This window comes from Streptomyces sp. NPDC104106 (assembly GCF_055584345.1).
Window position 1 is genome coordinate 41,949 of record NZ_JBVJMF010000023.1, and the last position, 12,386, is coordinate 54,334.

General features: G+C 69.4%; 14 protein-coding genes and 1 pseudogene. 7 read left to right on the forward strand and 8 right to left on the reverse strand.

All coding sequences use genetic code 11. The features are described 5' to 3' along the window. Nucleotides 1–257: 257 nt before the first annotated feature. Nucleotides 258–860 (reverse strand): hypothetical protein, encoded by a 603-nt coding sequence (locus ACZ60X_RS36945; RefSeq protein ID WP_469608363.1) that lies wholly within the window; start codon nucleotides 858–860, stop codon nucleotides 258–260. 15 nt (nucleotides 861–875) lie between these two features. Next, nucleotides 876–1,688, reverse strand: coding sequence for a polymorphic toxin-type HINT domain-containing protein (locus tag ACZ60X_RS36950; protein ID WP_469608365.1), 813 nt, complete (start codon nucleotides 1,686–1,688; stop codon nucleotides 876–878). A gap of 245 nt (nucleotides 1,689–1,933) precedes the next feature. Between ACZ60X_RS36950 and ACZ60X_RS36955 the strand changes: the two genes are divergently transcribed. Then, the gene (locus ACZ60X_RS36955; RefSeq protein ID WP_469608368.1) at nucleotides 1,934–2,119 is read left to right on the forward strand and encodes a hypothetical protein; all 186 of its coding nucleotides are present in this window, start codon (nucleotides 1,934–1,936) and stop codon (nucleotides 2,117–2,119) included. Nucleotides 2,120–2,386: 267 nt separating this feature from the next. Here the strand turns inward: ACZ60X_RS36955 and ACZ60X_RS36960 are convergent, their stop codons facing one another. Then, nucleotides 2,387–3,949 carry an FAD-dependent monooxygenase gene (locus ACZ60X_RS36960; RefSeq protein ID WP_469608371.1) on the reverse strand — a complete coding sequence of 521 codons (1,563 nt, stop codon included), beginning with the start codon at nucleotides 3,947–3,949 and terminating at the stop codon, nucleotides 2,387–2,389. Nucleotides 3,950–4,066: 117 nt separating this feature from the next. Continuing rightward, nucleotides 4,067–4,267 (reverse strand): annotated as a pseudogene (locus tag ACZ60X_RS36965) (site-specific integrase); the annotation flags it as partial. Nucleotides 4,268–4,270: 3 nt separating this feature from the next. Here ACZ60X_RS36965 and ACZ60X_RS36970 point away from each other — a divergent pair. The 6 genes from ACZ60X_RS36970 to ACZ60X_RS36995 all read left to right on the forward strand — a co-directional run bounded on the left by ACZ60X_RS36970 (nucleotide 4,271) and on the right by ACZ60X_RS36995 (nucleotide 9,320). After that, on the forward strand, nucleotides 4,271–4,537 hold the full coding sequence (locus tag ACZ60X_RS36970; RefSeq protein ID WP_469608598.1) for a hypothetical protein: 267 nt from the start codon (nucleotides 4,271–4,273) through the stop codon (nucleotides 4,535–4,537). A gap of 470 nt (nucleotides 4,538–5,007) precedes the next feature. Then, nucleotides 5,008–7,275 carry a telomere-associated protein Tap gene (tap, locus tag ACZ60X_RS36975; RefSeq protein WP_469608373.1) on the forward strand — a complete coding sequence of 756 codons (2,268 nt, stop codon included), beginning with the start codon at nucleotides 5,008–5,010 and terminating at the stop codon, nucleotides 7,273–7,275. Nucleotides 7,276–7,284: 9 nt separating this feature from the next. Next, on the forward strand, nucleotides 7,285–7,842 hold the full coding sequence (gene tpg / locus ACZ60X_RS36980; protein ID WP_469608375.1) for a telomere-protecting terminal protein Tpg: 558 nt from the start codon (nucleotides 7,285–7,287) through the stop codon (nucleotides 7,840–7,842). 212 nt (nucleotides 7,843–8,054) lie between these two features. Then, nucleotides 8,055–8,456, forward strand: a complete 402-nt coding sequence (locus ACZ60X_RS36985; protein WP_469608377.1) for a hypothetical protein — start codon at nucleotides 8,055–8,057, stop codon at nucleotides 8,454–8,456. A 241-nt stretch (nucleotides 8,457–8,697) separates the two neighbouring features. After that, nucleotides 8,698–8,964 (forward strand): hypothetical protein, encoded by a 267-nt coding sequence (locus ACZ60X_RS36990; RefSeq protein ID WP_469608381.1) that lies wholly within the window; start codon nucleotides 8,698–8,700, stop codon nucleotides 8,962–8,964. 29 nt (nucleotides 8,965–8,993) lie between these two features. After that, nucleotides 8,994–9,320, forward strand: coding sequence for a hypothetical protein (locus ACZ60X_RS36995; RefSeq protein ID WP_469608384.1), 327 nt, complete (start codon nucleotides 8,994–8,996; stop codon nucleotides 9,318–9,320). A gap of 68 nt (nucleotides 9,321–9,388) precedes the next feature. On the opposite strand, the gene ACZ60X_RS37000 is transcribed toward ACZ60X_RS36995, so the two are convergent. The 4 genes from ACZ60X_RS37000 to ACZ60X_RS37015 all read right to left on the reverse strand — a co-directional run bounded on the left by ACZ60X_RS37000 (nucleotide 9,389) and on the right by ACZ60X_RS37015 (nucleotide 12,274). Beyond that, entirely contained in the window at nucleotides 9,389–10,318 is a 930-nt protein-coding gene (locus tag ACZ60X_RS37000) for a sporulation-delaying protein SdpB family protein (RefSeq protein WP_469608387.1), read from the reverse strand. Continuing rightward, entirely contained in the window at nucleotides 10,315–10,917 is a 603-nt protein-coding gene (locus ACZ60X_RS37005) for an SdpA family antimicrobial peptide system protein (protein ID WP_469608389.1), read from the reverse strand. The genes ACZ60X_RS37000 and ACZ60X_RS37005 overlap by 4 nt, the downstream gene beginning before the upstream one ends. A gap of 95 nt (nucleotides 10,918–11,012) precedes the next feature. After that, the gene (locus ACZ60X_RS37010) at nucleotides 11,013–11,672 is read right to left on the reverse strand and encodes a sporulation delaying protein family toxin (protein WP_469608396.1); all 660 of its coding nucleotides are present in this window, start codon (nucleotides 11,670–11,672) and stop codon (nucleotides 11,013–11,015) included. 236 nt (nucleotides 11,673–11,908) lie between these two features. Continuing rightward, nucleotides 11,909–12,274 carry an SdpI family protein gene (locus ACZ60X_RS37015; protein ID WP_469608400.1) on the reverse strand — a complete coding sequence of 122 codons (366 nt, stop codon included), beginning with the start codon at nucleotides 12,272–12,274 and terminating at the stop codon, nucleotides 11,909–11,911. Nucleotides 12,275–12,386: the final 112 nt, after the last annotated feature.

Below are 12,386 nucleotides of genomic sequence, written 5' to 3' on the forward strand. Positions count from 1 at the left end.
GAGTGCTGGAGGAGCTGGCGGCTGACGGCGGCCGAGGGCCGAGCTGATCCTCCCCGAGGGCGAGGACCGGCTACCCGACCCTTCCTCGTGAACTCCCGTACTGTCCAAACGAGGCAGGGGCTACGGAAACTGCGTCATGCGGCTGGACGATCAGATCGCCTCGCATTGCGACCGCGTACGTGTGTCCCTGATCGGCCAACGCGGAAGGACCGCTGCACCTGTGGTGCAGCGGTCCCGTAATGCGCCGAGGTTCTCGACTAGTCCTCGACCAGGTATCGGACAAAGTCCACCAGGAACTCGCCGTACTGAAGGGCTGATCCGATGGCCTCCAGCCGTGCGTACTGGTCGGCAGACAGCGAGGCGTCCGGGGCGGCGGATCTGATCGCTCTCAGCAGCACCCGGAAAGCAACATCCGGAGTGCACCGGCGTGCGCAGTCGGCGAGTGCCGCCCGCACCTCAGCCGCCAGGAACTGTGCCTGTTCGATCTCAGCGACGACCGCGTCGAGGCAGGCCATGCCGTCCTCGGTATCCGCCCCTGTGAGTGGTGGTACCTCCGCCTTTGCCGAGAGCTGCGCGTCACACAGGTCGACGACCGTCCGCGTCCACTGCGCTCCTCCTCCGAGCCGTTCGAAGCTGGGCATGTAATCCGCGCCGGCGTTCCACAGCACCTCCAGCGTCTTTGAGGGGAGGCTGCCGAGGGTCTGCGCGTCACGGCGCACGGCCAAAGCAGCCTCGGCACTCCATTCTGAAAGGTGGTTCGCGACGATTTCAGCGGCTGTGTCCCCCCAGTGGGTCGCGTCCTGGTGAAAGAAGCCCATCACCCACGACACACCGAAGTCGAACTCCGTAAAACGTGGCACTGTGCCTCATCTCCCTTACTTCGGAAAGCATGTCTGAACGTAGTAGCCGGCCTTGTGCCCCTTGGCCCGGACCAGCTTGATGTAGAACTGGTTACCTACGTCCTCCACCCTTCCGTCCGGGTAGTAGGCCTTGCCGAGGGAGTTCCGCGCCCCGAAGGTTCCCTGCCAGTCCAGGTCCGGGTCCTTTCCTCGAAGCCATCTGCGAATCCGGTTCGCGTTGTTGGCCAGGGCGTAGTCGGTGACCTGCTGGGCGGTCTGCTCGTCGATGAAGAGGCTGTTCGGGGTGATACGCCCGAGCTTCTCCGTCTTCGCCTCGGCCAGTTCCTTGGCCTTCTGCGGGGTCACGAGACCGGGACCGGCCGTGTGCTCGTCGAGCGTGTGGGCCAGCCCGGGGAAGTTCTGACCGTCGGCCACGAGGTCGTTGCGGTTGTGGACCAGGACGGGGCCGTTGCCGGCGACTGCGTAGAAGGTGTGCAGGCCGGAGACGGTCAGGTCGTACACCGTCCGGGGTGCCGCTTCGTGCCGGTCGTGCAGGGTGGCCACGGTGCGGACGGCTCCGTCGGGAGCGCGCAGGGTGTCTCCGCGCCGCAGCTCGGAGGCGAGGGTCCAGCCGCGGCCGGTGGCGTAGAAGCGGTGTCCGGGTGTGCTGGTGAGGTGTCCGCCGTCGGTGAGGGTGACATCGACCAGGTCGGCGGTGGTGTGGTGGAACGTCCGGGTGACCGGTTCTCCCTGGGCGTGTCCTGTCGCGGGGTCGGTGGCCAGCAGCAGGTCACCGGTGTATGACTGGATCCTCAGCCCGCTCCCGACCTTCGCTGAACAGTTCCCCATGGGGATCAGCAGCGCAGTTGAGATCGCGGTGCGGGGCCTCAATCGGGTGTTCGCGGGACAGCGCCCTTCTCAACTGCTGGCACACATCCGCGGCGTCAGCGATCCCGACGGTTTCGCGGCGCTCGAGGACCAGTACACGGCCACCGGCCACACAGGGGCCAACGACTGCAACAACGCGCTCAACCGCATCACCTCCCCGCCTGGAGGAGATCCACGCGAACCTGCTCGACCGGCTCCAGGAGGCCATGGAACAACAAGGCTGGCTCGGCGAGGTCGCCGCGATCGAGGCCAGTCTCGCCGCCGCCGAGCAGAAGCTCGCCGCGATGCGCGACGTCGCAGTCCGGCATACCACCGTCCACCTCGGCATGCCCGATTTCCATGCCACCGCCGGCAGGCTCACCCCCGACCCGGCCGGGGAGCGGTGTGACTGAGATACGCGGGCTGCGAGGGCAGCGAGCCGGACTTCAGTGCGGCGCTGCGGAACGCCGGTCCCGGACTGCCGGGCGGTCTGCGCCCGCTGCGCGACCCGGACGCGGCCGAAGAGGTGTGACCCAGGTGCGGTGACGTTTGCGCTGGTTACCGGCTCGTTGGGTGCCGGGATCCGTGACACCGGCGGAGGGCGTGGCGGCTATGCGTGGTGGCGGGTGCGGTAGGCGGTCCGTGGCGCGGGCGGCGTGGACGGCGGCCGGAGCAGCGGATCAGCCCGGCGTCACCGCGCCCTCCGGCACTCCGAACCACTCCTCCAGCGCTTCTGCCAGCCCGACCGTCGACATCGGCGCCTGTGTCCCCGCGTCGGCCGCCCAGGCCGTGAAGCCGTCCGGACGGACGAGGACCGCCGCCAGTTCCGGGCGGGACGGGCAGCCGGCCGTCAGGGTGTCGACATGGCCGGCGTACCCCGCGGCGAGGGCCCGGAGCTCCGGGTCGTCGGTGAGGTCGAGCAGGAGCGCCCGGCCGCCGTGGAGGTGGTCCGCGAGGCGGCTGCCGTCGGTGAGTTCGAGGTCCGGGGTGCTGCGGCCGGTCAGCGGGTGCTCGCCCGGCAGCGCGTACCGCACCCCTGCACTGTTGAGACGCGCGGTGAGGTACGTGGTGCCCGCGACCGTCCCCGCCAGGTCGCTGACGATCTCGCGCAGGGCCCGGGACTGCGGGTCCGGGCGCATGGCCGCGACCTGGGAGCGGGTCCAGTCCAGGACCCACGCACCGACCGGGTGCCGCTCGGAGGTGTACGTGTCCAGCAGCCCTTCCGGCGCCCGGCCGGCGATCACCGCGGCGAGCTTCCAGCCGAGGTTCATCGCGTCCCCGATTCCCAGGCTCAGCCCCTGGCTCCCGAACGCGGAGTGCACGTGTGCCGCGTCGCCCGCCAGCAGCACCCGGCCCTTGCGGTACTCGGTGACCTGGCGGGCGTGGTCGGTGAAGCGGGTCGCGGTCCGCACCCTGGTGATCGTGACGTCCACGCCGGATACGCGGCGCAGCCGCGCCTGGAGGTCCTCGGGGGTGACCGGCGCTTCCCGGTCGGCAGGCGGGCCGTCGAACTCCACGGTGACGACGCGGCCCGGCATCGGCCCGTGGGCGTACACCCCGGTGTCCGTGGCGGTCCAGCCGACCTTCAGGTCCTCGGCGCCGGTCATCTCCACGACGGCCTGGTGACAGGTGATCTCCGGGTCCGTGCCGGGGAATTCGAACCCCGCGAGCTTGCGGACCGCGCTGCGGCCGCCGTCGCAGCCCACGAGCCAGCCGGCGCGTATGGCCCCGTGGCTGGTCCGCACGGTGACGGCCCCGTCGTCCGCGTCGAAGCCGGTCAGCTCCACTCCCCGGCGCACGTCGACGCCGAGCTCGTCCGCCCGCTCGCCGAGCAGCCGCTCGATGTCCTGCTGCGCCACGAAAGCGATCTCGGCGGCGGGTCCGGCGTCGCCGAGGCCGGGCTCCGTACGGTCGACCAGGTCGGCGCGCAGCATGATTCCGGCGAAGTGCCCGACGATCCCGAGCCCCTGGCCCGCGGCCCCGCCTTCGTCCCCGCCGTTCCGCTCGCGGATGAATGCCTGGAAGCGGTCCATCGCCTGCCGCTGCACCTCGGCCAGCGTTGGCAGCATGCCTCGGCGGTAGAGCGCCTCGGCGCTGGGCGTGGTGATCGCCCCGCCCTTGATCGTCGGGTCCACTTCGGTGAGGCGCTCCAGGACGGCCACCCGCGCCCCTCCGAGCCGGAGCTCGCATGCCAGCATCAGCCCGACCGGGCCGCCTCCGGCCACCACTACGTCATAGTCCATGGCGCCCACTATGACCGAGGGTCAGAAAGGCCAAAAAGGCGCCGTGGTGTCAAGGGGCCGGCCCCACGAGGAGAACGGGGTCGGCACAGTTAGCGCTGAGAACGATCAAGGAACGAGCCTCATCGGCTGCAGGTCCCAGCCCGTACCGGGACCCGCGGAAGGCAGTGTGCTCGTCCAGGAGTGCTCGGGCCTGCCCATACGACAGCCTGGCCGGCCCGGTGTCCGGGCAGACGTCGCGGGCGCTGACGGCCTTGCCCGGCCCCGGACGGCGGTGGGTGACGAACACGGTCCGCGCGTGCGGCCCTTGAGCCCGAGAGGCTCGTGACCGAAGCGTTGACGTCGGTGTCCGCCTCGGTCGAGACCGGGACGACGCCGCTCCCGGTCATTGTCGCGGCGGCCGACAACAGGCGCACCATGCTGTCGGCGCAGGAACAGGTGCTCGGTCTCGATTTCGATTATCACGGCAGCCTGGCACGGTATCGGGGCGGTGCTCACGGCGGCCCGGGGCCGCCACGCCGACCGCACCCAGTCGGCCCGAGGACACCTGGCGGTCTCCAAGCAGGTGCGATTGCCGCGGACGACGAATGAACTGCAAGGCCTAGCAGGTCACAGGCGGCACACCGGCGGGCAGCGCAAGGGTGCCGATGCTCCGCTCGATCCGCCGGCCCTGAAGAGCCGGCCAAGGCGAGCACATCTCGGTCAGGGCCGAGAACACCCGGCCCCGCTGCGGGAGTCAGCGGCGCGTGCGGTCAGAGTTCGAGCAGCGCGGCGAGGGTGTCGCCGAGGACGCAGTCCGCATGGACGCTGAGTGCTGAGATGATCAGCCTGGCTGGCAGCGGTCAAGCTTCGTCGAGACGGACGCAGTGCGATCAGCCTTCGGCGAGAACCGCCTCAGCCTTCGGTGAGACGGGACAGCACCTTTCCCACCTCTTGGTCGTCTGCTGGCGATCAGCACACATAGATGAGCGATTAATATGCGATTCAATACGACACTTCAAGTTGAATTCGCTGCTGGCTGAGTGAGCGATTCAGGTACGCTTCCTGTGGAGGTGAGCGCTGTGCCCACTGAAGACCAGCTGTTCAGCGCCGTGGACGCGCTGCTCGAACAAGTCGCCCACGATGGCTTGCCCGACCCTGCCGAGCGCAGGCGGCTCAGGGAGGCCGCTGGCCTCAGTCAGGCGCAGGTCGCGGCCGCGCTCAAGACGCGCCGGGAGACGGTCGCGAGCTGGGAAGCGGGGCAGCGTGAACCGCGGCCGCCGCAGCGCGGCGCCTACGCCCGGCTCCTGAAGGGACTCGCCGAGCGGTTCCCCGCTCCCGGGCCGGCACCGGACGAAGCGGTGGCACCGGACGCCGCGTCGCAGCGGGAGGTGCCGGCCCCCTTCGCCGACCCGGCTGTCTCGGCGGAGCAGACTCCGCCCACGGGGCCGGCCCCGGACGTTGCGGCGCTGCCCGCACAAGACAACGCCCAGACCGCCCCTGCCGGGCCGGCCGCGCCTCGCCCGACCTCGGCGCCCGCCACCAGGAGCGCGGCGACGTCGCGCCGCCCCGGTGCCCGGAAGGCGGCCCCGGCCGGTATCGCGGCGGCCAGCACCGATCCGCGGTTCGAGAACGGGCCGCTCGCGGTCGTCGACGTCGACACCGACGGCCAGGTGCTCGCATACTGCACTGGCGGCCTGGTCCTGGACGTGCCCGCCAGGTCCCTGCCGGCCCTGGTGGACTGGGCGCTGAAGGAGGCGAAGCTCGGGCAGCCGAAACTGTCCGGCCCCGGCAAGGACTCCGACCCGCTGCTCGTGCTCACCGAGGCCGCGCTGACGCGCTACGGCCTCCCTGTCGCCCTCACCGAACAGGAGCGGCTCGCCGGGCGCATCCCGGAGGGCCACAAGGTCATCAAGCAGCTGGCCCGTGCCGACTGGCAGCTGACCAAGCGCGGGTTCGGGCCGTGGGCCAGGATCTACCGCCCGGCCACGGGCTCGCAGCGGCAGTGTGTGCAGCTGTGCATCCCGTCATGGCACGCACTCGACTCCCGCCACTGGGGCAACGCCGGGCAGCTCCCGCCGGCGGAACTCGCCCGGATCCTGGGCGTGTACGCCTCCCGGGTGATGACACCCCGCGGCTCGACCGCCGTGACCGGCCTGGAGCTGATGACCGCGCTGCACCCGGCGACCCGGGCCTCCGAGCCGGACGCCGACGGCCGCCGGCACTCCGAGCACAACCCCGGCTCGCTGGGCAAGGACCCGGTGGACTGCGCGCCGTGCGAGGCCCCCGACGGACACCCGCTCCTGGCGGACCTGCCCCGCTTCCACGTCCGCGGCCCGGCGGAGAAGCTGTTCGAGGAGGCGTACGACTGGGCGCGGCCGATGACCGATGCCGAGTGCACCCTGCGTCACCTGGTCGGCATCGACGTGAACCTCGCCTTCGGCGCCGGAGCCAACGGCCTGGTCGTCGGCCTCGGCGCTCCCACACACGTCAAGAACCCGGTGTTCGACGCGAAGCTGCCCGGCTCGTGGCTGGTGGACCTCTCCCACGTCGACCTGTCGAGGGTGAAGGCCGGCAAGGACCAGTGGGTGGAGCTGGACGGCTCTCTGCTGCCCAGCCCGTTCACGCCGAAGGGCGATCGCCCCGGGGGCCCGGCCTGGTACGCGACGCCCACCGTGGCGTACGCGGTGGAACTCGGCTACGACGTCACGCCGATCGAGGCGTACGTCCGCTACGACAACGGCCGATACCTGGACGGCTGGTACAACCGGCTGCGCGACGCCTTCCTCGCCACGATGGCCGACCTCGGCGTGCGCGCGGACATGGCGCCGGCCGACTTCCTCGCGGCCATGGACGGCTACAAGGAACGCGACCCGGACCTGGCGATCGTCGTCTCGGCGATCAAGGCGACGGTCAAGGGCGGCATCGGCAAGCTCCGTGAGCGTCCGCGTGGTGAGGGCTGGCGGCCGGGCGAGCGGTGGCGGGCCCTGGAGCGGCCGACGTGGCGGCCGGACATCCGCGCGGCGGTCATCTCCCGCACACGGATCAACCTCCACCGCAAGATCGTCAAGCACGCGGCGTTCACCGGGCAGTACCCCGTCGCGATCCTGTCCGACTGTGTCGTGTACGCGGCAGGCGGGCCCTCGCCGCTGGACTTCCTGCCCTACCGCGACGGCAAGCCCCTGCCCGGCGGCTTCAAGCTCGGCATCAACCCCGGCCTCATCAAGCACGAGGGCACCCAGAGCGTCCTGTGGGGCGAAGAGGTCCGCGAGCGGTTCAACGCTCCGGAACTCAACCTCGCCCGGTACATCAAGGACGGCACCGTCACCGACGTCGACAGCGGAGAGTAGGAGTAGGCGATGAGCCTGTTCGGGGACGGCCTGGACGCCGCGGTGCAGAAGGCGTTCACCCGCCCGGCACCCAAGAGCGCGCCTGCGCAGATGCGGTACCTCGTCAAGCAGCTCAAGGGCACCAAGCCGGTCGCCCAGATGCTGCGGATCTCCCAGCGCACCGTAGAGCGGTACGTGAAGGACCAGCTCAAAAAGCCCCGCCCGGACCTCGCCGCCCGCCTGGAGCGCGAGGTGAACAAGCGGTGGCAACCGCAGATCCGCGCCAAGGCCAAGGAGCGCGCGGCGACGACCGGCGGCATCGTCATCGACACCCGCGCCCGCATGGGCTACACCGCCCCGATCGGAGCGACGGACCAGGACCGCATCCGGCACCTGACCGTCGCCCTGCCGCCCCGCTACGCCGCCCGCCTCTTCGAGGCCCAGGAGCAGGGCGCCACCGAGCAGCAGCTGCGGGAGATCGCCGCCGAAGGACTCAAGGAGGTGTACTTCCAGGACAACGGCCGCCGCGCCGGCTCCCTGGAGGAGGTCCGCTTCACGGACATCGAGCACCTGGAGTTCGACCTGTAGCACCCGCGCCCCGAACAGCCCGCGAGCCCCGGCTGTGACTGAGTGCGCTCGTTGTCCAGTGAGCGTGCAATCTGGCCAGTCGAGTGCCCTGAGTTGAGCCGGGACACCTGAGCCGTGGCACGCTAGTTGGAACCTGGTCACGAGGTTGGAACCACAGGGCCGCGGGCGCCGACTAGGCTCACCTCCATGTCCGAGCCAGCCCCTACCCTCGCATGCAGTCCTTGATCAACCAGCTCTGGCCGGGGGCCGTGAGAACGGTGAAGGTCACCGGGTTCGACGGAGCGGATCTCCGGGTGCAGCTTGTGGGGGCCGAAGGGGAGGAAGCCGAGATCGGTCGGATTCCTCGGCATGAGGCGTCGATGCGTCGGATGGAGCATCCGTCTGAGCTGTTTGAGGTCGGCCAGGAGATCGATGCCGAGGAGATCGGGCGTTGGCGCGAGGGTCAGCTTCAACTCTCCTCTAGGGCGTGCGAGATTCCGGCCTTGCGGACCTTCCTGCTCTCGCTCGAAGGAGGGCAGGTCGTCGCGGGGACGGTCTCCGAGGTGCACAACTTCGGGGTCTGGCCGCCTGCGCGATCATCTCGGAACTGCCGCTGCCGACCTCATCCGGGCTGACTGGTTCTGGGCTGTGCGCGAGGTACTGCTCCGGCTGGAAGAGCTGCTCTTCCTGTCGGCTCGCGAGATCAGGGTGGTGTCAGTGCGGGACGACGGAGACATGGCCCGAGCCGGTGTCAGATGCCGGACGGCCAGGGCTGGGTGCACGGGCTCCGGGAGCTGGTCGGGGCGGGTCACGGCTCCTGCCTGCGATGTCCCGCTGACCTTCCCGCGGCGTGACGGCGGGTGGTGCTGCGGCTGCGTGTTCGGCGAGGCACATGCGAGGACGCCTCCCGCGCGGCGGACGTTCGTCGAGCAGGTCGCGGGCCTGACCCGCCGGTACAGCCAACGGACCGAACGGATGCGGTCGGTGCCGGCCGAGGTCGGCCTCGCCCTGGCAGTCCGCGCCGGCGCCCGGCTGTCCGACATCCTCGGGACGAAGGCCAGCCGGAACACGGTCCTGGGGCGGGTCGAGGCTTTCCCGAAGCCTCAACCGCAGATCCCGCGGGTGGTCGGCGTCGACGAGTAGGTGGTTGGCTGCGTTGCTACGATCAGCTCATGAATTCTGAGGGGGCAGTTCTGTCGGTGACGGTCAAACCGTCCTTGTCAGCCGCGTGGTTCCATCATCTGCTGACCCGGCCTGTCGTCGAGGTGGACGGGCGTGAGTTCCCTGCTCGCTGGGGGACCGTTGACGTGCCGGTCGGCGGGGGCGAGCACCGTGTGACTGTGTTCTTCCGCTACCGGTGGCAGCAGGACGCACGGCTTGGCGAGTCGAGTGTCGAGTTCAGCGCAGATGCGCAGGCGCGTCGTGTGACTCTCACCGCCCGGCTCGGCGCGCGCAATGGCAGCCGGTTCCGTATCGGTGCGCCGCCGGTCGCTGGGTGAACGACGGCAACGGACAACGCCCTGTCCGGACGGGCGTTGTCCGTTGGCGGGCCCTCGGATGTCACGGCTCAGGCCGTCGTCACCAGCGGCGCCGTCATGACCGGTGCGGTCAGTGGTTGGGATGGTGTGCGCTCCGGGGTCGCGCAGACGATCGCGGAGCCGATCATCACCATGGCGAAGCTCCACAGACCCATGGTGAGGATGATTGAGCCGTGTAGCGCGATGTCCATCACCAGTGCGGCCTTGCGCCACCGGTCCGATGCGAGGACACACACACCGATGGCGAGCTCGATGACGAGCGCCCCCCAGGTGAGCGCCACCACCACCAGGGAGTTCTTCGACATCGAGAGGAACAGCGAGTCCCAGGGCCGGGCCACGCCGAACATGTTGTCGCGCAGGAAGTAGTACTCCGCGGTGCCGTTGGCCCAGTCCGCCACTCCGAACTTGCTGACGGCACTGTCGAGGTAGAGGTAGGCGATCTGCACCCGGATGGCGAGGAAGGCGGCGAAGGTGACTGTCTGCCAGGACCGTCCCGGTTCAGTGGTGGGTGTCTGCCAGTGCCAGGTGCGGTCGTCTGCCAGCGCGATGGGAGTCATCAGCAGCGCCATGATCATTCCGATCGACTCGCCGCCGTCGGGTACGGCGATGCTCACGGCGACCGAATAGGTGGCCCAGGCGTGCGGAATGGCCGTCCAGCGCGGCCGGTATCCGCTGGCCACGACCGCGAAAATGAGGACGAGCAGCCACCGGCGGGGCTCGGTACCCACCGAGTCGTTCCCGATGCACAGTGCGGAGGCGGCCCGCACCCCGCCGCAGCGGGGGTATTCCCCCATCGCGACGACCGGGATGAGCAGGGCCTTGATGGGGGTCAGCAGCAGGATGCTGAGCTGGGCCGCGGCCATGACCGTGCGGCCGGCTCCGAACCACCGGCTCCGCAGATCGTGCCGGGCGGTGCGGGCTGCCAGCCAGCCGGCAGACGACTGCAATGCATCGCTCACCCGCATCGGACGTCCAGATGAGCGACCTTGAGCACGCGCCTGACGTAGGGAACCTGATTGCGGAAACTCCACGGAACTGTTTCTTCCTGGGTGAGATATGCATCGCCGCACACGGTCGGCACCGGATTGGTGTTCTTCACCTGGACCGCCGGTTTGGAGGCGGCCTCTTTGACGCAGTCGTCCAGATAACCGGCGCAGTCAGCCCACTTTCCCGCCGCGTTGGCGTTCAAATAACCCAGCTCCGGTCCTTGGGCGCGTTGCCTGCGGGAAAGTCCGAACAAATTCGACGGATCGCCCTGCGGCGTTCTGAGAAGATTCCGTATCGAGCCGTCGGCGCCCTGAGTGTAGACACCGGTCTGCGTGGTCTGCGGATTACGGGTGAAGAACGCCCAGTTCTCCGGGACCAGGGTGTTGAAAACCGAGCGTGCACCCTTGGAGTGCCGGCTGCTCAGTGCGTTGCTCGGCAGGGTGTAGAAGAGACCGGCGGCGAGATAGCCGAATATCACGAGGCAGGCGACGCAGAACAGGGTGAGCTGCCGTAGCGATCCGGCTCCTGGACCGGCCGGTTCAGATGGGACTTCGGTGGCGTTGCTTGCCATCGGGGCGCGATCCTCTGCGGTGGTGAACGGTCTGACGGACGCCGGGGTTGCGCCGGGCCGGGGCGAGGTGCCCTGACCCGGCGCGGCGGGAGCGGTTACAGGGCCGTCGCCACCGAGGACACCAGGTTGTCGGCGTCCAAACTGTTGGGCTGGCGCAGGTCGAAGCCGTAGCTCACGGCGGACGGGACCACGACGAGGGTGACCACGGCCTCGGTGGCGCCGGCCACGTTGGCGTAGACGACGCCGTTGATGGCGCCGAGAGCGTTGATCTCGATCACCACGTTGGCGTCGTGCCAGAGCCAGCCGTTGGCCCGGTCCGGGCTCTTGACGTCGGCCTGCTTTATCTTGGCGAGGACCGTCTTGATGTCGTCACCGAGCCGCTGCATGCCGGCCTTGGCGGCGAACGGGTCGTTGATCTGGACCGCCACCGTCACCTTGGCGTGGAAATCGTTGTCCACGCCCTTGAGCGCCTTGGTGAACTCGGCGATCTGCGCGAGCGTCACCTTGTCGTTCTCGGCGGACCGGTGGGAGCGGATCTGCCGGGCGAGGTCGGGGTGGTCGTCCGCCGCCTTGCCCTTGCCGAAGACGAGCAGTCCGACGATGTCGTCGTCGGAGTACTTCACGTGGTGCTGCGCCGGCTTGACCGCCGTGTGGGCAGCCGCCGGCGCACTGGACGCGGACGCCGAGCCGTAGGCGGCGCCGACGCTCAGCACAGCCGCCGCAGCGACGACCGCACCGGTCTTCTTCAGGTTCATGTGAGGTAACCTCGAATCGTCGTCGTGTACGTGCTCCACCGCCTCGGCGGGCAGGCCGGCCAGCGCTCCGCCACGTGACCTTGCGACGGCGAACGAAGGCGAACCGCTGGTTCATGCCGGCCCATGCGGTGGGTTCCGTCGGTACCGGACGGTGCCGGACCAACGGCGTCAGAGCCGGTGGCGGAGAGCCGTTTTACGTGCGGTCTCCGCCACCGGAGCCTGGAAAAAGGGTGGGGTCAGGAGCGGCGCGCGGCCGCGTTCGCCGCCGAAACGGAGCGGCCCGCGATCACGACGTCGATGACGCCGCTCACCCCGACAATCACCGCGAAGCCCCAGAAAGGGCCCTGCGCAAACGCGTTGACCAGCACCGCGATCGCCCCTGCGACCAGTACCGGAATCAACAGCACATAGCGGCGCCGGGCCTCGTGATGCGCCGCGCGCCAGGCGGCGTCGTCGGAGAGCGTCGCGCGCGTGCGCACGCCTACCAGTGTGTTCCGGCGCAGGGTGCCGTTGCGGCTCGCACGGACGGTGGTCAAGACGCCCACGCCTACCGACAGATACAGCACGGCCAGAACAATCCCCACCACGAGATGGGTATTCATCAGTTCGACTCATCTCCCCCAGCAGAGTCCTGTGATGCCGTGATGGCATCATTGCACAACCGTTCGGTTCACTCAAACAGGAAACGGACCCGAATCCCGTGGCAGGAAATGG